This is a genomic window from Microbacterium sp. ABRD28, from assembly GCF_003850245.1.
GTDB lineage: Bacteria > Actinomycetota > Actinomycetes > Actinomycetales > Microbacteriaceae > Microbacterium.
In genome coordinates this window covers 1,914,558-1,936,162 of the sequence record NZ_CP031015.1, presented here as the reverse complement: position 1 = coordinate 1,936,162, position 21,605 = coordinate 1,914,558, and the positions used below count along the sequence as shown (strand labels likewise).

The following is a 21,605-nucleotide window of genomic DNA, read 5'->3' as shown; positions in this document are numbered from 1 at the left end:
AACGAGGGTAATGCACATGTCAGAGCCACGCCGCAGCGGCGAGCAGGCGGTGCTCTACCGCGAAAGACTGGGTCCGAGCCTGTGGCTGCTGGTGGCCGCCGCCCTGTGCGGACCGATGGCGGCCCTGGTGTTCACTCCCGTCGATCCGACACTCGCCCTGATCGTCGGCGCGGCGGTCGCGGCGCTCATCGTCGTCGCGCTGGTCGCCGCCTCGCCGGTGGTGGAGGTCGGCGACGGGATGCTGCGGGCCGGGCGGGCCCGCATCGAGGTGCGTCACCTCGGCGAGGCCGAGGGGTTCACCGGCGAGGAAGCCCGTCGCAAGCGCGGCGTGGAGCTGCACCCCCGGGCGTGGCATCTCATCCGCGGGGGGATCGATCCGGTTGTGGTCATCCCGCTCGAAGACCCCGACGACCCGGTGCCGGTGTGGGTGGTCTCGACCCGCACGCCCGACCGCCTGATCGCTGCGATCGAGCGGGCGCGACGCGGGGACGCCGAGCCGGTTACGCCGCGCACTCCCGGCAGATCGGTCCGTCGCCGCCCTCGTGGTCCAGCTGAGAGCGGTGCTTGACCAGGAAGCAGTTCATGCAGGTGAACTCGTCCTCCTGGGGGGGAAGCACGACCACGTCCAGCTCGAGATCGGACAGGTCGGCGCCGGGCAGTTCGAAGCCCGAGGGGTTGTCGGCGTCCTCGACGTCCACCGAACCGGACATCTTGTCGGGGACACGCTCCTTGAGCGCCTCGATCGACTCGCTGTCGTCTTCGGTCTTGCGGGGGGCGTCGTAGTCGGTTGCCATGCGGGGGGATCTCTACTTCCGGTGATTCTCGGGTGCACCTGGCCTGAACAGGCGGCCATAGTTTGCATGACCGGTGGGCATTTCGCAAATGCCGCATCCGGCGCCGCGGCGCCCGGTTCGGACGCTCTGGGCACGCCTGCGGGTGATCGGATGCCGCCCCAGGCGCGAGGGGGCGACGATCACCCACCGGAACATGCGCCACGCGCACGATATTCCCGGCCCCGGGGCGTCCCTGTGACACCATGGCGGCACTGCTGAGTCGGAGAGGCGTTCGCATGGAACAGCTCAAGGTGATCGGAACCGAGGACGACAGACTCGTCCTCGCGACCGAATCGGGCGACCGGTTCTCGCTGCCCGTCGATGAGGTGCTGCGCAACGAGCTGCGCCGCACGCGACGCGACCGCGACCACGACGGCCAGGCCGCTCGCCCCAGCCCTCGCGAGATCCAGTCGCACATCCGTGCCGGGCTATCGACGACCGAGGTGGCGACGCTGCTGGGCTGCCGCGTGGAAGACGTGGCCCGCTTCGAAGGACCGGTGCTCGCCGAGCGCGAGCACGTCGTCGGTCAGGCTCTCGCTGTGCCGGTGCTGCTGGGCGGTCAGCTCGAGCACGACGCGCACCCCACGTTCGGAGCAGCCGTGCGCGGCAAGCTCCACGAAGCCGGCGCGGTCGGCGAACGGTGGACGAGCTGGAAGGAGCCCTCGGGATGGATCGTCAAGCTCGAGTTCACCGCCAACAGCGTCGACCATGATGCGCGGTGGAGCTTCGATCCCCGCCGCAGCACCCTCTCGCCCTTGAATGCCGACGCGATCCAGCTGTCGCGTCAGGGTTCGCTCCCCGAAGGACTGATCCCACGCCTGCGGGCCCTCGACACCGCCCCCGCCAAGGACGACTCGCGCTTCGACAGCGGCGCCTTCGGGCCCCGTCGCCCGCCGGAGGCCGACCTCGAGCACCCCGAGATCCCCGCACCGGTCGCGCCGGCCGTCCAGCAGGCCGCGATCAAGCGGGCGACCGAACCGGCGGTCACCTCCGCGGAGACCGCCGACCTGCTCGAAGCCCTGCGTCGTCGTCGTGGCCAGCGGGAACCCCTTCCCGGCGCGGAGGAGGCGCGAGAGCGCACGACGTCATCGCAGCCCGTCGCACTCTTCGACGCCCTCGAGCCGGGGTACGGCGATGGGCCCGAGCCCTCCGACGAGAGCGTTCCGTCCGACAGGGGTCCGTCGGCGACGCAGGTCGCCGAGGCCGCGGGACGCCGCAAGGGACGCACGTCGATGCCCTCCTGGGACGAGATCGTCTTCGGCGCACGCGGCGACGACTGATACGCGCGGCACCGCTCAGGCGAACGCGCCGAGGCGGATGAGCGGAACGATCCGCTCGGCGTCGGTGAGCGAGCCGTGCTGGCCCACCATCTGCTGACCGGTGCGTTCGGCGTCCCGGTCGTCGTAGTACGCCGTGGCCCCGCGCGCGGCGACGAGGACGTCGCCGATGCGCGGCCGCACGACGGGATCGACGTCACCGAACAGGCCGCTCGCGACAGCCTCGTCCCTCGTGAGGACCCACGCGTGGGGGGACTCCGCTGCCCGCCACGCGTCGGCGACGTCATCGGCGGTCCCCGGGTCGGCGTACAGATGAAGCATCCGGGGTTCGCCGCCGATCTGTGCCACACCCTCCAGCAGGGGGCTCCCCTCGACCAGAAGGCGATGCCGGTGCCGGGGAACGTCGACCATCCCGTGGTCGGCGGTGACGATCGCCCCCACGTCGCCCGGCAGCGCTCCGCCGAGCCGCGCGAGCGCGGCGTCGACGTCCTCCAGCCCGATCGTCCACTCGTCGGATTCCCATCCGCGACGATGTCCGATCCCGTCGAGCTCCGGTGTGTAGAGATAGATGAGGGCGCCCGGATGCCGGGCCGCAAGGTCGACGGCGAGGTCGACCCGGTCGGAGAAGTCCTCGGCCGGGACCGCCACCGCACCGCGCAGCGTCGCCTCGGTGAACCCCGTGCCGGTGTACTCGGGCTTGGAGACGAAGAACGTCGGCCGGCCGGCTTCGGCTTCCCGGCCGAAGAGAGGCGCAGCGCGCTGCCAGCTCACCGGCAGTCCGTGCGTGTCCCACCCACGGAGCTGATTGAGAACCTCGCCGGTGTCGGGGACGAAGGCGCGGTAGCCGACGATGCCGTGGGTACCCGGCTCGGTCCCCGTCAGCAGACTCGTGAGCGCAGCGGCGGTGGTGGTGGGGAACACGGTCCGCGCGACATCCTTCTTCGACATCGCCGCCGCGAGATACCGCGCGTGACCGCTGCGGGCTCGCAGATTGTGGGCTCCGAGACCGTCGACCACGCAGACGATCGCGCTTCGCGCGGGGGCCCACTGGTCGGATGCGCCCCTGAGCGCCGCGATCAACTCCGGCACGACCCCGGTGAGGCGCCGGGCACCGGGCGGGTCCGACGGTAGGCTGACGGTCACCCGGGCCAGTCTGGCACACCCCGCCGGCGGCTCCCCCGCTCCGTCTTGGAACCCCATCGCCATGCCCGCATCACCCGCTGACACCACGCCCACCGAACGCATCGAGGACGTCGACGTCTCCGTCGAGATGCAGGGGTCGTTCCTCGAGTACGCCTACTCCGTCATCTACTCCCGCGCCCTGCCCGACGCCCGCGACGGATTGAAGCCCGTGCAGCGCCGCATCCTCTTCCAGATGGCCGACATGGGGCTTCGGCCCGATCGCGGGCACGTCAAGAGCGCGCGGGTCGTCGGCGAGGTGATGGGGAAACTCCACCCGCACGGCGACGCTCCGATCTACGACGCCCTCGTGCGCCTGGCCCAGCCCTTCTCGCTGCGGGTGCCTCTGGTCGACGGGCACGGCAACTTCGGCTCGCTCGACGACGGACCCGCGGCTCCGCGGTACACCGAGGCCCGCCTGGCTCCCCCGGCCCTGGCGATGACCGCAGACCTCGATGAAGACGTCGTGGACTTCATCCCCAACTACGACGGCCAGTTCCAGCAGCCGGAGGTGCTTCCGGCTGCGTTTCCCAACCTGCTCGTCAACGGCGCATCGGGCATCGCGGTGGGGATGGCCACCAACATGGCCCCGCACAACCTCATCGAGGTCGTCGCCGCCGCCGTGCACCTGCTCGAGAACCCCGAGGCGACCCTCGAAGAGCTGATGGAGTTCGTCCCCGGCCCCGACCTGCCCTCCGGCGGGATCATCGTCGGGCTCGACGGCATCCGCGACGCTTATGCCGCGGGACGCGGGTCGTTCCGCACCCGGGCGAAGGTGTCGATCGAAAGCCTCGGTCCGCGCCGGACGGGACTCGTCGTCACCGAGCTGCCGTATCTCGTGGGTCCGGAGCGCGTGATCGAGAAGATCAAGGACGCCGTCACGAGCAAGAAGCTCACGGGCATCTCCGACGTCACCGATCTCAGCGACCGTACGAAGGGTCTGCGTCTGGTCATCGGCGTGAAGACCGGGTTCGACCCGAACGCCGTCCTCGAGCAGCTGTACCGTCTGACGCCGCTGGAGGACTCCTTCGGCATCAACAACGTCGCCCTCGTCGACGGCCAGCCGAAGACGCTCGGGCTGCGCGAGATGCTCCGGGTGTACCTGGACCACCGCATCCGCGTGATCACGCGACGGAGCGAGTATCGCCTTGCGCGCCGCCGCGAACGCCTCCACCTCGTCGAAGGTCTCCTCATCGCGATCCTCGACATCGACGAGGTCATCCAGGTGATCCGCACCTCCGACGACGGGGAGCAGGCGCGTGGCCGGCTCATGGACGTCTTCGACCTCACCCAGGTGCAGGCCGAGTACATCCTGGAGCTGCGCCTGCGGCGCTTGACGAAGTTCTCGCGCATCGAGTTGGAAGCCGAACGCGACGCCCTGAAGGCCGAGATCGACGCCCTCGTCGAGCTGTTGGGCGACCCGGCCTTGCTCCGGGCCCAGGTCGCCGCCGAGCTGGACGCCACCGCCGAAGCGCTCGGCACCCCACGGCGGACCCTGCTGCTGAACGGCGGTCCGGTCGCGGCACGGTCGTCGAAGTCGGCGGGTCCGGTCGACCTCCAGATCGCCGACGCGCCTTGCCGGGTCTTCCTCTCCGCGACGGGACGCATGGTGCGCGCCGAGCGGACGCCGGAGGCACCGGGCGGCGGTATCGTCGCACCGGCCCGCCGATCGAAGCACGACGCTGTGCGTTCCGCGGTCGACACCACGACGCGCGGGGACGTGGGAGCGGTCACCACCGCAGGACGCCTCGTCCGCTTCTCGCCGGTCGACCTGCCCTCCGTTCCGGGGAACTCGGTGCAGTTGTCGGCGGGGACCCGCGCCGACCAGTACCTCGGGCTCACCGGCGGCGAGCATGTGGTCGCCCTCGTCCCCCTCGCGTCCGATCCGCCCATCGCACTCGGCACCGCCCAGGGCGTGGTCAAGCGGGTCGCCGCCTCCGAGCTCGCGGGAAAGCACGACGTCGCGATCATCTCCCTCAAGGACGGTGACCGCGTCGTCGGGGCCGCCCTCGCGCCCGACGGAGCGGAGCTGGTGTTCGTCGCCGCGGACGCGCAGCTGCTGCGCTTCGACGCGTCGTCCGTCCGACCCCAGGGCCGTGCCGCCGGTGGGATGGCCGGGATCAGGCTGGCCACAGGAGTGGAGGCGATCGGGTTCTTCGTCGTCGGCGGCTCGGCCTTCGACGCCGTGGTGGTCACCGTCGCGGGCGCCTCCACAGCACTGGCAGGCACCGACTCCGGATCGGCCAAGGTCTCGGCCTTCACGGAGTACCCCGCCAAGGGACGCGGCACCGGCGGGGTGCGGGCGCACCGCTTCCTCCGGGGCGAGGACGCCTTGAGCCTGGCCTGGGTCGGTTCCGACCCCCGGGCGGTCGGTCCCGACGGTGCGGTTCGACAGCTGCCGGCGCCGGGTGCACGACGCGACGCGTCGGGAACGCCGCTCGACGGTGTCGTCGGAGCGGTCGGCACCGTCGTGCGCTGAGGGACGCCGGTCAGGCGTCGATGCGCTCCCGCGACAGCCGGTCGCTGGAGTCGACGATGAACTCGCGACGGGGGGCGACGTCCGTACCCATCAGCAGTTCGAAGACACGAGAGGCCGCCTCGGCGTCCTCCACGCGCACCCTTCGAAGCGTCCGTCCGCCCCGATCCATCGTCGTGGTCGCGAGCTGGTCGGCGTCCATCTCACCGAGACCCTTGTACCGCTGCACCGGCTCCTGCCAACGCCTCCCCGCCTTGGTGAGCTTGGTGAGCAGGGTGTGCAGCTCCTGTTCGCTGAAGGTGTAGATCGTCTCATTGGGCTTGGTCCCGGGATGCATCACGATGACCCGGTGAAGGGGCGGGACGGCGGCGAACACCCGTCCGGCCTCGACGAGCGGACGCATGTAGCGGAAGAACAGGGTCAGCAGGAGGGTGCGGATGTGCGCACCGTCCACGTCGGCATCGCTCATCAGGATGACCTTGCCGTAGCGCGCGGCGTCGAGGTCGAACGACCGGCCCGAACCCGCACCGATCACCTGGATGATCGATGCGCACTCGGCGTTGGACAGCATGTCGCTGATCGATGCCTTCTGAACGTTCAGGATCTTCCCGCGGATCGGCAGCAAGGCCTGGTATTCGCTGTTGCGCGCGAGCTTGGCCGTGCCGAGCGCCGAATCGCCCTCGACGATGAAGAGCTCTGATTCGGCGACGTCGTTCGTGCGGCAGTCGGCCAGCTTGGCCGGCAGAGACGACGACTCCAAGGCATTCTTCCGACGCTGCGTCTCTTTGTGCGTGCGCGCCGAGATGCGCGCCTTCATCTCCGAGACGACCTTGTCCAAGAGCAGCGACGTCTGCGCCTTGTCGTCGCGTTTGGTGGAAGAGAAGCGCGCGGCGAGCTCCTTCGTGACGACCTGAGCCACGATCTGACGGACGGCCGGGGTGCCCAGCACCTCTTTTGTCTGGCCCTCGAACTGGGGCTCGGGCAGCCGGACGGTCATCACCGTGGTGAGGCCGGCGAGGATGTCATCCTTCTCGATCTTGTCGTTGCCCACCTTCAGCCGGCGAGCGTTCTGTTCCACCTGTGCGCGCAGCACCTTCATCAGTCCCTGCTCGAACCCCTGCTGATGGGTGCCGCCCTTCGGAGTGGCGATGATGTTGACGAAGGAGCGGGCGACGGTGTCGTAGCCGATGCCCCACCGCAGCGCGATGTCGACCTCGCAGGTGCGCTCGACCTCGGTGGGGATCATCGCGCCGGTGGGCTGCAGCACGGGGACGGTCTCGGTGAAGACCCCGGTACCGGTCAACCGCCACACGTCGGTGACACCGGCGTCGGGGGCGAGGAACTCCACGAACTCCGAGATGCCGCCCTCGAAGCGGTAGGACGTCTCGACCGGCTCGCCTGCGCGCTCGTCACGCACGACGATCTGCAGACCGGGGACGAGGAACGCCGTCTGCCGGACCCGCTGCTCGAGCTCCTCGAAGGAGAACGCGGCATCGCGGGTGAAGATCTGCCGATCGGCCCAGTAGCGGATGCGCGTTCCCGTCGCCCCGCGCGGCGCCTTGCCGACCACGCGCAGCTCGCTGCTGTCCTCGAAGGGGGTGAACGGCGAGTCCGGACCCGGGCCCGCGAACACCCCCGGCTCGCCGCGGTGGAACGACATCGCATAGGTCTTGCCCCCGCGGTCGACCTCGACGTCGAGGCGCTCGGAGAGGGCGTTGACGACGGAAGCACCCACGCCGTGCAGACCTCCCGACGCGGCGTACGACCCCCCGCCGAACTTGCCGCCGGCGTGCAGCTTGGTGAAGACGACCTCCACGCCTGTGAGCCCGGTGCGGGGCTCGACGTCAACCGGAATGCCGCGGGCGCGGTCGCGGACCTCGACGCTGCCGTCGGCGTGGAGGACGACGTCGATGTGATCTCCGTGACCACCGAGCGCCTCATCGACGGCGTTGTCGATGATCTCCCAGAGGCAGTGCATGAGGCCGCGGGCATCGGTCGAGCCGATGTACATGCCCGGACGTTTGCGGACGGCCTCGAGCCCTTCGAGCACCTGCAGGTGATGGGCGGAATACTCAGCGGCGGTCACAATCTCCAAGGCTAACCGGGGGTTCCGCCCCGGCCTTGCACAGACACGACCGTCGGGCGCCGCCGTACGCGCTCAGCGAACGGCCATCGGATCGCGGCATGACCGTCAGCGTGCCGTGGTTGTATGTGGGGACCACGCCGAGAGTCACAATCCCGAGGAGGCACCGCGATGACACTTTCGACACCCTCTGAGACGGCCGTCCTCGAATACCGCCTGACCGCGGTGGACCGCTGCGATTCCTGCGGAGCTCAGGCCTACATCGCCGCCGAGGTGAACGGCAGCGAGCTGCTGTTCTGCGCTCACCACGGCCGCAAGTACGAAGAGAAGCTCCGTGCCGTGGCCACCTCCTGGCACGACGAGACCGCACGCCTCAGCGGCGACGACTGACGATCACCGCACGCCCCGGTACTGCCGGGGTACCAGCGGCGAGACCCGGACCGCGACCTCTTCGCCGATCGAATCGATCGTCTCGGCGAGCGAGGTCGCGGTCTCCTCGTTGCGGCCGGCGTCGCCGTACACGACCACCCGGTCACCGATGTCGGCCCCCGGCCATGCGGCGACCTCCGACATCGCCCCGGCGACGGTGAGGAGCCGGCGCGGCCCGGCGGGCGTCGCGACATCGGCCCGCGACGCCAGGGTGCTGAACAGCCCGTCGCGCGCACCCACGCCGATGCGCACCACGTCGCCGGCCACCTCGACGACGGGCGCCACCCAGCGGGCGATGGGCTTCACTCCGAGCTCGGCCTCGTCGGGCCCGCCCGCGGGACGGATGCCGTAGCAGAACGCCCCGACCCGGGCGATGTCGTAACGGAACTCCGGTCGGGCGAACGCCGCGGCGCTGGCTGCGAGGTGGCGCCAGCGGGGCCGGAGCCCCGCGGTCTCCGCGGTCCGCAGAGCCTGTTCGAACCGGTCCCGCGCGATGTCGTCGTCCTCGTCGGATGCTTCGGCGATGTGGCTCCAGATCCCCTCGACGATGAGGCTCCCCGCGCGTTCGGCGGCCGCGGCGATCGAGACGAACTCCGACCACTCCTCCGGCCGGACGCCGTTGCGGCGCAGCCCCGTATCGATCTTGAGATGAACCCGTGCGGGGCGCGGGCCCCCGCGCCGAGCGGCGATGTCGTCGAGGAGTCGGCGATCGCCCACCCCGATGTCGAGGTCCAGTTCGATCGCGGCAGCGACCTGCTCGGGCGTATCGGCGATCCACACGAAGATGCGCGCGTCCCCGCCCGCTCCTGTTCGCACCCGCGCGCCCGTCACGAGGTCGAAGGCTCCGAACCAGCGGACACCCTCCCGTCGCGCACGTGCGACCACGGCGTCCACGCCGTGCCCGTACGCATCGTTCTTGACCACGAGCATGAGCTCGGCGGGCGCGATCGCCGCGCGGACCCGAGCGAGGTTCATCGCGAACAGGTCGAGGTCGACTTCGAGGACCGATCCGGTCATGCCGCCTCCCGACGAGCGCGAACACCGACGATCGCGAGGATCTCACCGGCGTCCAGTCCCGTCGCCGTGGTCCACCGCCCCAGCGACGGCTCCCCCCGATCGGGATCGCCGAAGAACACCGCCGGCGCTCCCGGAGGGACGACGGCCCGCGGCCCGAGGTCGACCACGCAGACGTCCATCGCCACCCGACCGACGACGGGCGCATCGCGCCCCTCGACGCGGACGGCCACCCTGTTGCCGAGATGGCGCACCACACCCTGCCCGTAGCCGCCGCTGACGAGGGCGATGGTGGTGTCCGACGGGGCCCGGAAGGTGTACCCGTAGGAGACACCCTCCCCTTCCCGCAGGAGCTTGGTCGCGATCACCCGGCCCGTGAGCGCCATGACGGGCCGACCGGGTGATCCGGGGAGGCCGAACAGCCACGCGCCCGCGAGCGCGGCGTCTCCCCCGCTCTCCGCCCACGCCATGCCCGCCGATGACACCGCGCGCTCGACGATGTCGGCACCGTGACCCCAGGCGTCGGCATCGAGGACGTCGCGATCGACCACGAGGAGCCCGGCGTCGCGGGCGATCCGAAGGTTGTGCGCAAGGGCAGATCCTCGGATGAGGGCCACGGGCCGGGGGTCCAGCTGCGCCGCGACGGGGGCGGCAGCGCCCCGTGAGGACTCGGCAGTCGGACGCAGAGGATCCACCGACATCACCCCTCTAGACTATCCGGGTCCGTCGTCCCCGACTCGAAAGTCCCCATGCCCTCGACCGGTCTCGGCCTCTCCTCCCGCCTTCGCTACCTCGCCTACCGCGCGCGGAGGATCAACGTGGGCTCGGTGTGGGAGCGGGCCAGGGAAACCTCCGCGCTGCACGGCAAGTGGACGCCCGCCATCGTGGTGGACATGCTCTTCTCCGCGGGGTTCCGTCAGGTGGGCTTCCAGGACTACATCGACTACGACTTCGCGATCCTGAACCGTCGTGAGCGGGCGACGTTCATGACGCACCCCTTCTCCAATCAGCTGTCGCAGCGCTTCGACCACCCCGACTTCCGCCACCTGTTCCAGGACAAGATCGAGTTCGACCGCGCTTTCTCCGAGCACCTGCACCGGGAGTGGATGGTGGTCGAACCCGACAACGCCGACGAGGTCCGCGCCTTCACCGAGCGCCACGGGACCATCGTCACCAAGGAACCGATCGGTCAGGCCGGAACCGGCGTCCACAGGTACCACGCCGCCGACATCGACGACTGGACAGCATTCCACCACGGGCTTCACGACCGGGGCGAGCTCCTCATCGAAGAGGTCATCGTGCAGCATCCCGACCTCGCCGCGGTCTGCCCGGGGACGGTGAACACCACGCGTGTGACGGCGTTCTTCGACGGGGAGCGCACCCACATCCTCGCGATCGCGCAGAAGTTCGGTCGCGGCGCGGTCAGCGACCAGATGTCGTTCGGCGGCTTCTACACGATGCTCGACGACGACGGTCGCGCCGTGGGTCCCGGCTACGACTCGCACGGCCACGTGCACATCACCCATCCGGACTCCGGATTCCGGATCGCCGATTTCCAGCTGCCGATGATGGCCGAGGTCGTCGCGTTCGTCGACCGCGTCGCCCGCGTCGTCCCTCAGGTGCAGTACGTCGGATGGGACATCGTGGTGACCCCCACCGGTCCGGTGCTGGTCGAGGGGAACTGGGGAGCCGGCGTGTACGAGAACAAGCCGAGCGTCACCGGCATCCGCACCGGACACAAGGCCCGCTATCTGGCCGCGACCGGGCTGGGCTGACGAAGACGGGAAGCCGCGAACCCGACGGCCTGTCGCCGTTCCCCTGAGCCCGTCCCGGGTCTACAGTGAGAGCGCAGTCTCTCAGCAAATGCTCAGAAAGGGTTCGGTCATGTCCACCGGCACCGGGGAGAAGTCCCTCACCAGCACCGTCCGGGTCGCCCTCGGCATCGTCGGCGCGATCGCGCTGATCTTCGGTCTGCTCATCCTCATCTGGCCACAGAAGGCGTTCGGTGTCGTCACCTTCCTGCTCGCCATCTACGCCATCATCGCCGGACTGGTCTACATCGGCCTCGGTGCGTTCTCGCGGGAGCGAGGCGGCTGGTCGAGAATCGGCTACATCGTCCTCGGCGTGCTGTTCGTCATCGCCGGCGTCGTGGCCTTCCTCAACTTCGGTGCGGCCACCGACTGGCTGCTCCTTCTCGTCGGGCTCATGATCGGCATCACGTGGGTGGTCGAGGGGATCGTCTCGCTCTCCACCCTGTCGGACGCGTCGTCGAAGGGCTGGACGATCTTCTTCGCGATCATCAGCATCGTCGCCGGCGTCGTGGTGATGTTCGCCCCCATCTGGGGCGCCCTCATCGTCTGGCTGTTCTTCGGCGTCTCGCTGGTGATCCTGGGCATCATCCAGATCATCCGCGCCCTGCGCTTCGGTCGCGTCTGACCGGAACGGCGCGTCACCTGCCCGGCGCGTTCAGGCGACGGGCAGGTGACGCGCCCACCACTCCAGCACCGCGTCGAAGCGTTCGACGCGGTGGCGGGGCCGGCCGCTCCGGGTGAGCTCGTGGTTCTCGCCGGGGAAGAGCAGCATCTCGCTCGGAACCCCCGCACGCGTGAGCGCCGAGTAGTAGCGCGTCGCCTGCTCCAGCGGGCACCGATGGTCTTCCTCGGCGTGCATCACGAGGGTGGGCGTGCGCACCTGCCCGACGACCGCCATGGGACTCTGCGCGGCGATGAGCTCGGGGTCGACGCCGACGTATTCGTCGCCGAAGAACGAGCCGATGTCGCTCGTCCCTTGGAACGACGTCGGCTCGAGGAAGCCGCGCTCGACGATCGCTCCGCGGAATCTGTGGTCGTGCGCGATGATCCACGCGGTGAGGTAACCGCCGTACGAGCCGCCCATGATGCCGAGTCGCCCGGCATCGAGAGTCGGATCGGACTCCAGCGCGCCGTCGAGGAAATCGATGACGTCGTGATGGTCGAGCGTCCCCATCGCCTGGCGGATGGCGCGACCGTGCGCGCGGCCGTAGCCGGCAGACCCGCGCGGGTTGCAGTAGACCACGGCGTAGCCCGCGTCGACGAGGACCTGGGTCTCGTCGAAGAGATGGACGCCATAGCTGGCGTAGGGTCCCCCGTGGATCTGGAGGACGACGGGGAAGGGCCCGTCCCCGTCGGGCCGGGCGACCCAGCCGTGCACCGGGTAGCCGTCGCGACCGCGAACGGTCAGCTCGCGCGGCTCGACGATTCCCGCTGCGGCCGCGGAGGCTCCGAACGCGGTCAGCACGCGGGGCTCACCGGGCCCGGCGAGGACCATCTCGCCGAACGAGTCGGGGGTGGCGACGGCGGCGACGATGACGGAGCCGGATGCCGCATGACCGAGCACCTCGCGGTCGCCGTCGATGACCGTGGCGGCCGATCCGTCGCGGGCAACGCGGAGGAGCCGGACGCGCCCGCGGCGCCGATCCTGAACGAGGACGTCGTCGCCGATCGGGGTGAGGTGACTTCCGACCTCGCCCAGGTCGATCGTCTCGGGATCGGTGAGGACTCGGGCCTCCCCCGCGGCGATCACGAACAGCGCGGTGCCGGGCGCGACGAAGTCCGTTCCCGCGGAGCCCACGTCGGAGGCGAGGGCGGCCACCGTGCCGTCGTCCGCGACGGCAAGACCCGTCACCGACAGGTTCGCATCGGTTCCGAGCACCTCGCGGCGCCCGGAGCCGTCGAGGTGATGCGCGATGACGGGGGTGCGCAGGTCTCGACGGTCGACTTCGATCCGATCGGGAACGGCCAGCACCTCCTCGCCCGCCACCGCCAGGGTCGACCAGCTGAGGTCGCCGTCGGTGAGCGCACGCGGGGTCGCGCCGATCACGGTCGGGCGCGCTGCTACATCCTCGTCGCGCACGGCGGGCGCGGGGTCGTAGAACGGCTCGCTGTCGACCTCCGGCGCGGCGATCACGAAGATCTGCGCCGGACGGTCGGCGAGGTAGCCGAGACCGTTCGCGTTCCAGCGCACGCCGGTGATCCGCCGAGGCGCCTCGGCCGCGGCATCCAATCCTTCGACGGTGCCGTACCGTCCGTCCTCGGGCATCCGTGCGGTGTAGACCAGGGAGCGGCCGTCCGTCGTCCAGACGACCTCGCCGACCCCGAGCGGGGCATCGGTGGCCTGCACCGGCTCGCCCCCGGCCGGGGCGACCACGAAGACCTGTGAGCGACCCCGGGCATCCGGCCGGAGGAACGCCAAGCGCGTGTCATCGGGCGAGAGCACTGGGGCCGTGTCGAGAACGCCACGCGTGAGCCGGCGCGGAGCACCGTCGGGCAGGTCGATCCGCCACAGCTGACCGACCGTCCGGTTGGCCGGGAGGTCGGGACGGCTGACGGAGAAGACCGCGAACCCGCCCTGCGACGAGAGTGCGGGCCGCCCGACCCCGAGGAGCTTCTGGATGTCGGTGGGGCCCACGGTTCACTCCCCCGCGAAGGATGCGGTGTCGCCGACGAGCCGCGTGTTGTCGTCGGGGATGGGATCCACCGCGGCCCGGGCCACTTCGCCGGCGAACTCCGAGACGTTGTAGAGCCGTCCCGCCGACTCGCGTCGCGAGGCGATCGCGCCGGGGTTCGCACGCTCGAGGAGCGTGGCGGTGATGGTGCCTTCGATCATGTCGCCCGATACGACCACGAACTCCACGCCACGCTCGGAGAGCATCGGGATGCGCTCCCGCAGCGCGTCTTCGCCCGCACGCTTGGACAGCGCGACCGGCTCGTACTCGGGCATCGTCGGCGTCGTTCGGATGAAGTGCGCCTGGTGACTGGTGACGAAGACGACACGAGCGCCATCTCCGAGGAGGGGCAGCGCGGTCTCGAGGACCGACACCTGGGCGTCGCGGTTGAGACGGAGCGCATAGTCCTCCGCCATGCCGGCCTCCATGCCGCCCGAGGCATTGAGGACCAGGATGTCCAGCCGACCGAACTCGCGTTCGACTTCGGCGAACATCGCCTGCACCGAGTCGGGGTCGGTGAGATCGGCTCCGACCACGAGCGCGCGGACTCCGAGGTCGCGCAGCTGGGTGGCGAGCTTCTCGGCGCGCGGCGCCTTGTTGCGGTAGTTGATCACGACATCGGCGCCCGCCTCGGCGAGGTAGCGGACGGTGTCGGCTCCGATGCCGCGGGAGGATCCGGTCACGAGGGCGGTCTTGCCTGCCAGCGATCCGGGAGCAAGGGTCTGAGACATGTGTGGCGACTCCTGTGATGACGCGCCGCGGATGCCGCGGCAAGGCCGTCCGGCCCCCTGAACCCTATCAACGCCGACGTGCCGGACTGCGGTGTTATGGTGGCCGTCAAGGCCGAGGAGGAGCCGCGATGCTGCCGGATCTCACGCAATATCTCTGGATCGTGTGGCTGGTGCTCGCGGGGGTCTTCATCATCATCGAGCTGCTCACGCTCGAGTTCACCTTCCTCATGATCGGCGCCGGGAGCCTCATCGGCGGCCTGGGGGTCAATCTCCTCGGCGGCCCGTGGTGGCTGCAGATCGCCGCGGCGGCGGCGATTTCGGCACTGCTGCTGTTCACCATCCGACCGCTGCTGCTGAAGATCCTCCATCGCGGGGAACCGGCGAGGACCAACGTCGATGCCCTCTACGGCATGGGCGGTCGCGTCGTCGCCTCATTCGTCGACGGCGAAGGCGGCTCGGTGCGCCTCGACAACGGCGAGACCTGGACGGCGCGTTTGGCCGCCGGCGCCGTCGGCGCCGGCGTCGGCGTGCGCGTCACGGTCGACCGGGTCCTCGGCGCGACCGTCGAGGTGAGCCCCGCCACGCCCGTCGCTCCCGACCCACCGGAAGGAAACACCCCGTGATCGATCCCGGCGCCTTCATCGGCCAGATCTTCGTCATCGTCCTCCTCGTCGTCCTGGCGATCTTCGTCGTGGTGGTGCTCTTCCGGTCGATCCGGATCATCCCGCAGGCCTACGCCGGGATCGTCGAGCGGCTCGGGCGCTACCAGCGGACACTGTCGCCCGGGCTGAACATCCTGGTCCCGTTCGTCGATCGCCTTCGCCCTCTGGTGGACATGCGCGAACAGGTCGTGTCCTTCCCCCCGCAGCCGGTCATCACCGAGGACAACCTGGTGGTCTCGATCGACACGGTCGTCTACTTCCAGGTGAACGACGCCCGCGCGGCGACCTACGAGATCGCCAACTACCTCAGCGCGGTGGAGCAGCTGACCACCACGACGCTTCGCAACGTGGTCGGGGGGCTCAACCTCGAAGAGGCGCTCACGAGCCGTGACAACATCAACGGCCAGCTTCGCGTGGTGCTGGATGAGGCCACGGGCAAGTGGGGCCTGCGGGTCTCGCGCGTCGAGCTGAAGGCCATCGATCCGCCGACCTCGATCCAGGACTCGATGGAGAAGCAGATGCGCGCCGAGCGCGACCGCCGTGCGGCGATCCTGACCGCCGAGGGCACGAAGCAGTCCCAGATCCTCGAGGCCGAGGGTCGACGCCAGGCCGAGATCTTGCGGGCCGAGGGAGACAAGCAGGCGGCGGTGCTGCGCGCACAGGGCGAGGCCGAGGCCATCGAGATGGTCTTCGGAGCCATTCATGCGGGCGAGCCGGATGACAAGCTGCTGGCCTACCAGTACCTGCAGACCCTGCCGAAGATCAGCGAGAGCCCGTCGAACAAGCTGTGGATCATCCCCAGCGAACTGACCGAAGCACTCAAGGGCATCGGCAATGCGCTCGGCGGGCGCGACGAGGGCGGATCGACGGCGACGCCCGGAAGCGCGCGACGCCCCACGACTGCTGCACGCCGTGCCGAGTATTCCGCCGCCTCGGATGCGGCCGTCGCTGCCGCGCGCGAAGCGGCGTCGGACGCTGATGCGATCGCCAACGAGGCCCGTTCCACCACACCGGGGGCGGTCCGTGCCGACGCCCCGACCCCGACTCCGACCGAGGGTGGGAGCGACCCTGCCTGACCCGAAGCATCCGTGGTTCCAGGCCTCGGACGCGCCACGCGTGCTCGCCCACCGCGGCCTGGTCCCCGAGGGATCCACGGATCTCGTGGAGAATTCCTTCGCCGCGGTGGCAGCCGCCCACGCCGCCGGAGCGACCTACGTCGAGTCCGATTGCCATGTGACCGTCGACGGGGAAGTGGTGCTCTTCCATGACGACGATCTGCAGCGCGTCGCCGGCGATCCGCGCGCGGTCGCCGACGTGACCTTCGGCGAGCTGTCCGTACTCATGGCCGGGCTCGGCGGTGTTCTGACGCTCACCCAGGCGCTGGAGTCCTTCCCCACCGTGCGGTTCAATCTCGACGTCAAGGCACCCGCCGCCGCGGAACCGGTCGGGCGCAGCGTCGCCGCGCACAGTGAGCGGGTGCTCCTGACGAGCTTCTCCGACGAACGACGACACGCCGCGCTCCGGGCGGCCGTTGATGCCGGGGCACCCGTTCGACCGGCGACCTCGGCCGGCACCCGCACCATCACCCGTCTCCTCCTCGCATCCGGGATCAGGGCCCGCCGCGCCGTCTCCCGGCTTCTCTCCGACGTCGACGCGCTGCAGGTTCCCGAGCGTCACGGACGTGTGCCCATCGTCACTCCGCGTCTCATCGAGACCGCCCATCGCCACGGAGTCGAGATCCACGTGTGGACCGTGAACGATCCGGCGGATATGGAAAGGCTCCTCGACGCCGGGGTGGACGGACTCGTCACGGACCGCGCCGACATCGCGCTCCCCCTCGCCGCCCGTCGCGCGGCCTGAACGACCGGCGCGAAGGCCTGAGCATCGGCTGTGAAAGCCGCCCCGGGCCCCGCCCTTCGGATGATCCGCCCAGGCGAGGGCGTTATACCTGATCAGCGACGGAAGGACCACACAATGGCAGACCGCAGTCTTCGCGGCATCCGACTCGGCGCCCAGAGCCTACAGAGCGAAGAGGGTGTCGTGTTCCATGAACGCGTACAGCACATCTACTCCTGCACGTCCTGCGGACGTGACACCACCCTGACCTTCGCGGCCGACGCCGAGGTGCCCCAGGCCTGGGAATGCCGCACGTGCGGCTCCGAGGCTCTCCTGCGCATCGGCGAGGGCACCGCGACGGTCGATCACAGCGACGAGAAGGCACCCCGTACCCACTGGGACATGCTCCTGGAACGGCGCACGATCCCTGAGCTCGAAGAGCTGCTCGAGGAGCGTCTCGCTTTCGTCCGTGCCCGCCGCGGCGCGGCCGACGACACCTCGAAGGGCAAGCTCAGCGCCTGATCAGGCCTTGACGTCCCTGTCGACGCCGGTCTCCTCGGAGGCCGGCGTCTTCGTCTGCCTGCGCTCGCGCACCCGCAGCGCGATGCCGACCACGGCGAGGGCCAGGAGACTCCCCCAACCCAGCAGCACCTGCACGGCGGGGCCGATCACGACGGCGGGTGTGAGACCGGTGCGCAGCGGAACGTCGGCGAGCATCTGACCGGCGGTACCCGCCGGCAGGCTGTCGAGGGTCGTCCCGTCCGGGGCGATCACCTGGCTGGTGCCGACCGTGGAGAGGTTCACCACGGAACGGCCGGTCTCGATCGCGCGCATCCGCGCGAAGGCGAGCTGCTGCAGGTTCTCATCGGTATCGCGGAAGTCGGCGTTGTTCGTCTGGAACACGTACAGCTCCGCGCCATCGCGCGCACCCTCCCAGATGACGGCGTCGTAGATGACATCGAAGCAGATCGCCAGCCCGACTCCCACGTCACCGACGTCGATGAGAGGGGGGTTGTCGCCGGGGGTGTACTCGCGCTGGATCAGACCGACGAGATCGGGAACGATCCGTTCGAAGAACCACCGGTCCGGGACGTACTCCCCCATCGGGACCGGGTTGCGCTTGTCGTGGAACGCGACGGGATTCTCCGCCCCGGCCTCCCACAGCATCGACGTGTTGAACGTCAGGTCGCCGCGGTCCGTGGCCGCGTTGACGAGCAGCGGTACGCCGAACTCCTCTGCCAGGGCGTCGAGGGTCGCCGCTGTGGTGCCGTCCTGCAGCGGGTCGTAGTCGATCCCTCCCTCCGGCCACACGAGCAGATCGAGATCCTCTTCGGCCAGCGGTGCGGTCGCCGCGAGCTGGGCGTTCAGGATCGCGTACGGCGTGCGTTCATCGAAGTAGGCCGAGGGCCCATTGCCCTGCACCGCGCCGACGCGGAGATCACCGGACGGGGTGGTCGGGAAAGCCGGGATGGCCACGAGCAGCACCACGGCCGCCATCGCGGGGAGCGCGGTGCGAACGTCGCGAAGACGACCGGCCCGCAGCCACTCGATGATCGCGGCGGTGGCGGTCACCATGAGGAAGGTGAGGCCCGCGACACCCGTCCACGACGCGATGTCCGCCAGCGGGCTCTCGGACTGGCTCATCCCGATCCGCGCCCACGGAAACCCGGTGTAGGGCCAGGAACCCATGAACAGTTCGCGGGCGGTCCACAGCCCGCCGACCAGAAGCGGAAGAACGGTCAGCTGTGCTGCTCGCGCGGGCATCGCCCGCGGCAACCAGCGGTAGGCGAGGGCGACCGGGATCGCCCCCACCCCCATGAGGATGGCCTGCAGACCCGACAGCGCCAGCCACGGGATCGGGCCGAGATAGCGGGTGATCCAGATGATGTGGATGAGATAGAAGGAGGCGCCGAAGACGAAGCCGACGAGGACGGCACCGCCGATGCTTCGGCCGATGAGGGACACCAGGGCGAAGGCCACGCCGACGAAGGCGAACGGCCACCACCCCACGTCGGGGAAGGCCAGATCGAGGGTCGGGCCGGCGACGGCGGCGGTGAGGACCGCCGCCCACAGGGGGAGGATCGGACGCGGCACTGCACGCACCGCCGACGGGACGCTCATACCGACGAATGCGCGACGATACCGCGCCGGACCGCATCCAGCGCCGAGCGCGCGGTCCGTCCCACCTCGGTGTCGGCGACGATCGAGAGCTGGTCCAGCAGGTCGATGGTCTGCTTCGCCCAGCGCACGAAGTCGCCCGCGGCCATGTCGGCCTCTTCCAGCACGCGGTCGAGCATGCCTCCGCGTGCCCAGGTGTGCATGGCCAACGCCAGACCGCCCGAGGGCGGTTCCGACCCCGGCAGGTGATGCTCGCGCTCCAGGTCGTCCAGACGCTGCCAGAGCGTCAGCGTCTCGGCGAAGACCGGACGGAAGGCACCCCGCGGGAGCGCGTTCTCACGACCGTCCTCCCGCCGTGGCTCGAAGACGAGGCAGCAGGCCAGAGCCGCCAGAGATGACGCATCCAGTCGATCCCAGAGGTGCAGCCGGAGCGACTCCGCCACCAGCAGATCGCGCTCGCCGTAGATGCGCCTCATGCGGCGCCCCTCGGCGGTCAGGTGGGTGTCGCCGGCATCGTCGACATCGACGTAGTGGACAGCGGTGAGCACGTCGACGACCCGGTCGAACACCCGCGCGACGGTGCCGGTGCGGCTGTCGATCTGCCGACGCATCCGCTGGACGTCGCGGTCGAGACGGTGATACCGCTCGCCCCACCGGGCATGACTCTCCCGGTCGGGGCACGAGTGACAGGGATGACGCTGCATGCGTTTGCGCAGGGATGCGAGTTGTCGCTGCCGGCTCTCCCGGAGGCCTCGCGGTGCCGTGGCATCCCGTCGATTGATCTTCTCGAGGTCGCTGAGCTCACGTCGGATCCCGGCGTACTCCACGAAGTCCCCCCGGTCGCAGGCCATCGCCGTCGCATAGCCCGCCAGCGACTCCTCGGCCTCCTTGACCTGCCGGGCGATCCCGACCACCGAACGGTCCGCCTGGAACTGGGCGAACGAGGATTCCAGAACCTCACGCGCCCGGGGCCGACCGAACTGGTCGATGAGGTTGACCGCCATGTTGTAGGTCGGACGGAAACTGGAGTTCAGGGGGTAGGTGCGCCGAGACGCCAGCGCGGCGACCTGCTGCGGGTCCATCTGCTCGGTCCACTGGATGACCGCATGCCCCTCGACGTCGATCCCCCGCCGCCCCGCGCGCCCGGTCAGCTGCGTGTACTCGCCTGCGGTGATCGCGACGCGCGCCTCGCCGTTGAACTTCTCGAGCTTCTCGAGCACGACGGTGCGCGCCGGCATGTTGATTCCCAGCGCCAGCGTCTCGGTGGCGAAGACCGCCTTGACGAGCTTTCGCTGGAACAGTTCCTCGACGACCTCCTTGAAGGCGGGGAGGAGACCGGCATGGTGGGCTGCGACACCCCGCTCCAGGTTCTCCCGCCATTCCCAGAACCCGAGCACGGCCAGGTCCTCGTCGCCGAGGGTGCGGGTGCGTTGCTCCACCACCTCGCGGATGAGGTCACGCTCCTCGCGGGTGGTCAGTCGGAGTCCGGCGCGGCGCACCTGCTGCACGGCCGCGTCGCAGCCGGCTCGACTGAAGATGAAGAAGATCGCCGGCAGCAGGTTGCTGCGCTCGAGGAGTCGCACGACGTCGGGGCGATCGATCCGCTCGATGCTGCGGATGTTCGAGGGCCGGACCGGCCGCACCCCGCCCCGCGGCGGCCGACGACGGCTCGGATCGTTTCGGACCTGCTGGGCGCGGCGGTTGTTCTCGAAGCTCGTGCCCTTGAACGACCGCAGTCGCATCAGCTCCTGGTTGACCTGCGCGGTGGCCACCCCGGCCCTGTCGTCGAAGAGCGGCAACAGGTCTCCCCGGACCAGGACGTGCTGCTCCAGCGGCACCGGACGGGTCTCGGAGACGATGACCTCGGTGTCGCCGCGCACGGTGTCGAGCCAGTCGCCGAACTCCTCGGCGTTGGACACCGTGGCTGACAGGGAGACCAGTCGGACACTCCGGGGCAGGTGGATGATGACCTCTTCCCAGACGGCGCCGCGGAAGCGATCGGCGAGGTAGTGGACCTCGTCCATGACGACGTAGCGGAGGCTCCTCAGCGCCGGCGAGTCGGCGTAGAGCATGTTGCGGAGCACCTCGGTGGTCATCACGACCACCCGGGCGTTGCCGTTGATGTTCGTGTCGCCGGTGAGCAGGCCGACCTCATCGGGACCGTACTCGTCGACGAGCTCGCGGTACTTCTGATTCGACAGGGCCTTCATCGGGGTGGTGTAGAACGCCTTGTCATGGGGTTCGCGCATCGCGAGGTGGATCGCGAACTCGCCGACGATCGTCTTCCCGGCGCCGGTCGGGGCGGCCACCAGGACGCTCCGACCCTCCTCCAGCGCCCGGCAGCTCTCGATCTGGAACGGATCGAGTTCGAACGGTCGCGATGCGGCGAAGGCCGTGGCGATCGGATGCCCGCGCTGCTCACGAGAGGCCGCGGCCGCGCGGGCGTACCGCTCGGCCGGCGACGGCTCGCTCATCAGGCCGACC

19 protein-coding genes are annotated in these 21,605 nt (G+C 69.9%); 10 read left to right on the top strand and 9 right to left on the bottom strand.

The features are described 5' to 3' along the window. Positions 1-16: 16 nt before the first annotated feature. Positions 17-568, top strand: coding sequence for a DUF3093 domain-containing protein (locus DT073_RS09370; RefSeq protein WP_353681936.1), 552 nt, complete (start codon positions 17-19; stop codon positions 566-568). Here DT073_RS09370 and DT073_RS09365 read toward each other — a convergent pair. After that, complete coding sequence (locus tag DT073_RS09365; RefSeq protein WP_124293148.1) at positions 501-794, bottom strand: DUF4193 domain-containing protein; 294 nt, start codon at positions 792-794, stop codon at positions 501-503. The genes DT073_RS09370 and DT073_RS09365 overlap by 68 nt on opposite strands. A 275-nt stretch (positions 795-1,069) precedes the next feature. On the opposite strand from DT073_RS09365, the gene sepH reads away from it, so the two are divergent. Further along, the gene (sepH, locus tag DT073_RS09360; RefSeq protein WP_124293147.1) at positions 1,070-2,113 is read left to right on the top strand and encodes a septation protein SepH; all 1,044 of its coding nucleotides are present in this window, start codon (positions 1,070-1,072) and stop codon (positions 2,111-2,113) included. A 15-nt stretch (positions 2,114-2,128) separates the two neighbouring features. Here the strand turns inward: sepH and DT073_RS09355 are convergent, their stop codons facing one another. Further along, complete coding sequence (locus tag DT073_RS09355; protein WP_240638535.1) at positions 2,129-3,253, bottom strand: alkaline phosphatase family protein; 1,125 nt, start codon at positions 3,251-3,253, stop codon at positions 2,129-2,131. Between the two features lie 61 nt (positions 3,254-3,314). On the opposite strand from DT073_RS09355, the gene DT073_RS09350 reads away from it, so the two are divergent. Next, complete coding sequence (locus DT073_RS09350) at positions 3,315-5,768, top strand: DNA gyrase/topoisomerase IV subunit A (RefSeq protein WP_124293146.1); 2,454 nt, start codon at positions 3,315-3,317, stop codon at positions 5,766-5,768. 10 nt (positions 5,769-5,778) lie between these two features. On the opposite strand, the gene DT073_RS09345 is transcribed toward DT073_RS09350, so the two are convergent. Next, positions 5,779-7,851: a DNA gyrase/topoisomerase IV subunit B gene (locus DT073_RS09345; RefSeq protein WP_124293145.1), complete on the bottom strand. Its 2,073-nt coding sequence runs from the start codon at positions 7,849-7,851 to the stop codon at positions 5,779-5,781. A 168-nt stretch (positions 7,852-8,019) separates the two neighbouring features. Here DT073_RS09345 and DT073_RS09340 point away from each other — a divergent pair, with 168 nt between their 5' ends. Further along, positions 8,020-8,238 (top strand): DUF7455 domain-containing protein, encoded by a 219-nt coding sequence (locus DT073_RS09340; RefSeq protein ID WP_124293144.1) that lies wholly within the window; start codon positions 8,020-8,022, stop codon positions 8,236-8,238. Positions 8,239-8,241: 3 nt separating this feature from the next. Here the strand turns inward: DT073_RS09340 and DT073_RS09335 are convergent, their stop codons facing one another. After that, positions 8,242-9,294: an alanine racemase gene (locus DT073_RS09335; protein WP_124293143.1), complete on the bottom strand. Its 1,053-nt coding sequence runs from the start codon at positions 9,292-9,294 to the stop codon at positions 8,242-8,244. Beyond that, on the bottom strand, positions 9,291-9,992 hold the full coding sequence (locus DT073_RS09330) for an alanine racemase (RefSeq protein ID WP_124293142.1): 702 nt from the start codon (positions 9,990-9,992) through the stop codon (positions 9,291-9,293). The genes DT073_RS09335 and DT073_RS09330 overlap by 4 nt, the downstream gene beginning before the upstream one ends. A 48-nt stretch (positions 9,993-10,040) precedes the next feature. Here DT073_RS09330 and DT073_RS09325 point away from each other — a divergent pair, with 48 nt between their 5' ends. Both DT073_RS09325 and DT073_RS09320 read left to right on the top strand, forming a co-directional pair. After that, a complete protein-coding gene (locus DT073_RS09325) occupies positions 10,041-11,066 on the top strand; it encodes a sugar-transfer associated ATP-grasp domain-containing protein (RefSeq protein ID WP_124293141.1) in 1,026 nt (341 codons plus the stop codon). A gap of 109 nt (positions 11,067-11,175) precedes the next feature. Beyond that, positions 11,176-11,727, top strand: a complete 552-nt coding sequence (locus DT073_RS09320) for an HdeD family acid-resistance protein (protein ID WP_124293140.1) — start codon at positions 11,176-11,178, stop codon at positions 11,725-11,727. A 30-nt stretch (positions 11,728-11,757) separates the two neighbouring features. On the opposite strand, the gene DT073_RS09315 is transcribed toward DT073_RS09320, so the two are convergent. Then, on the bottom strand, positions 11,758-13,737 hold the full coding sequence (locus DT073_RS09315) for a S9 family peptidase (RefSeq protein WP_124293139.1): 1,980 nt from the start codon (positions 13,735-13,737) through the stop codon (positions 11,758-11,760). A gap of 3 nt (positions 13,738-13,740) precedes the next feature. Next, positions 13,741-14,505: an SDR family oxidoreductase gene (locus DT073_RS09310; RefSeq protein WP_124293138.1), complete on the bottom strand. Its 765-nt coding sequence runs from the start codon at positions 14,503-14,505 to the stop codon at positions 13,741-13,743. Between the two features lie 128 nt (positions 14,506-14,633). On the opposite strand from DT073_RS09310, the gene DT073_RS09305 reads away from it, so the two are divergent. The 4 genes from DT073_RS09305 (at position 14,634) to DT073_RS09290 (ending at position 17,525) form a co-directional block, all read left to right on the top strand. Next, positions 14,634-15,128, top strand: a complete 495-nt coding sequence (locus DT073_RS09305) for an NfeD family protein (protein ID WP_124293137.1) — start codon at positions 14,634-14,636, stop codon at positions 15,126-15,128. Then, the gene (locus DT073_RS09300) at positions 15,125-16,243 is read left to right on the top strand and encodes an SPFH domain-containing protein (protein ID WP_124293136.1); all 1,119 of its coding nucleotides are present in this window, start codon (positions 15,125-15,127) and stop codon (positions 16,241-16,243) included. Before DT073_RS09305 ends, DT073_RS09300 begins: the two co-directional genes overlap by 4 nt. After that, the gene (locus DT073_RS09295) at positions 16,224-17,027 is read left to right on the top strand and encodes a glycerophosphodiester phosphodiesterase family protein (protein WP_240638533.1); all 804 of its coding nucleotides are present in this window, start codon (positions 16,224-16,226) and stop codon (positions 17,025-17,027) included. The genes DT073_RS09300 and DT073_RS09295 overlap by 20 nt, the downstream gene beginning before the upstream one ends. Before the next feature lie 114 nt (positions 17,028-17,141). Further along, a complete protein-coding gene (locus tag DT073_RS09290; protein ID WP_124293134.1) occupies positions 17,142-17,525 on the top strand; it encodes an RNA polymerase-binding protein RbpA in 384 nt (127 codons plus the stop codon). Here the strand turns inward: DT073_RS09290 and lnt are convergent, their stop codons facing one another. Further along, positions 17,526-19,124, bottom strand: a complete 1,599-nt coding sequence (lnt, locus tag DT073_RS09285; protein WP_205782915.1) for an apolipoprotein N-acyltransferase — start codon at positions 19,122-19,124, stop codon at positions 17,526-17,528. Beyond that, on the bottom strand, positions 19,121-21,595 hold the full coding sequence (locus DT073_RS09280; protein ID WP_124293132.1) for a DEAD/DEAH box helicase: 2,475 nt from the start codon (positions 21,593-21,595) through the stop codon (positions 19,121-19,123). The genes lnt and DT073_RS09280 overlap by 4 nt, the downstream gene beginning before the upstream one ends. Between the last annotated feature and the right edge of the window lie 10 nt (positions 21,596-21,605).

Bases quoted from the DNA above. Each gene is read 5' to 3' on its own strand.
- DT073_RS09370 (WP_353681936.1), top strand. From the start codon at position 17: ATGTCAGAGCCACGCCGCAGCGGCGAGCAGGCGGTGCTCTACCGCGAA.
- DT073_RS09365 (WP_124293148.1), bottom strand. From the start codon at position 794: ATGGCAACCGACTACGACGCCCCCCGCAAGACCGAAGACGACAGCGAG.
- sepH (WP_124293147.1), top strand. From the start codon at position 1,070: ATGGAACAGCTCAAGGTGATCGGAACCGAGGACGACAGACTCGTCCTC.
- DT073_RS09350 (WP_124293146.1), top strand. From the start codon at position 3,315: ATGCCCGCATCACCCGCTGACACCACGCCCACCGAACGCATCGAGGAC.
- DT073_RS09340 (WP_124293144.1), top strand. From the start codon at position 8,020: ATGACACTTTCGACACCCTCTGAGACGGCCGTCCTCGAATACCGCCTG.
- DT073_RS09335 (WP_124293143.1), bottom strand. From the start codon at position 9,294: ATGACCGGATCGGTCCTCGAAGTCGACCTCGACCTGTTCGCGATGAAC.
- DT073_RS09330 (WP_124293142.1), bottom strand. From the start codon at position 9,992: ATGTCGGTGGATCCTCTGCGTCCGACTGCCGAGTCCTCACGGGGCGCT.
- DT073_RS09325 (WP_124293141.1), top strand. From the start codon at position 10,041: ATGCCCTCGACCGGTCTCGGCCTCTCCTCCCGCCTTCGCTACCTCGCC.
- DT073_RS09320 (WP_124293140.1), top strand. From the start codon at position 11,176: ATGTCCACCGGCACCGGGGAGAAGTCCCTCACCAGCACCGTCCGGGTC.
- DT073_RS09310 (WP_124293138.1), bottom strand. From the start codon at position 14,505: ATGTCTCAGACCCTTGCTCCCGGATCGCTGGCAGGCAAGACCGCCCTC.
- DT073_RS09305 (WP_124293137.1), top strand. From the start codon at position 14,634: ATGCTGCCGGATCTCACGCAATATCTCTGGATCGTGTGGCTGGTGCTC.
- DT073_RS09290 (WP_124293134.1), top strand. From the start codon at position 17,142: ATGGCAGACCGCAGTCTTCGCGGCATCCGACTCGGCGCCCAGAGCCTA.
- lnt (WP_205782915.1), bottom strand. From the start codon at position 19,124: ATGAGCGTCCCGTCGGCGGTGCGTGCAGTGCCGCGTCCGATCCTCCCC.
- DT073_RS09280 (WP_124293132.1), bottom strand. From the start codon at position 21,595: ATGAGCGAGCCGTCGCCGGCCGAGCGGTACGCCCGCGCGGCCGCGGCC.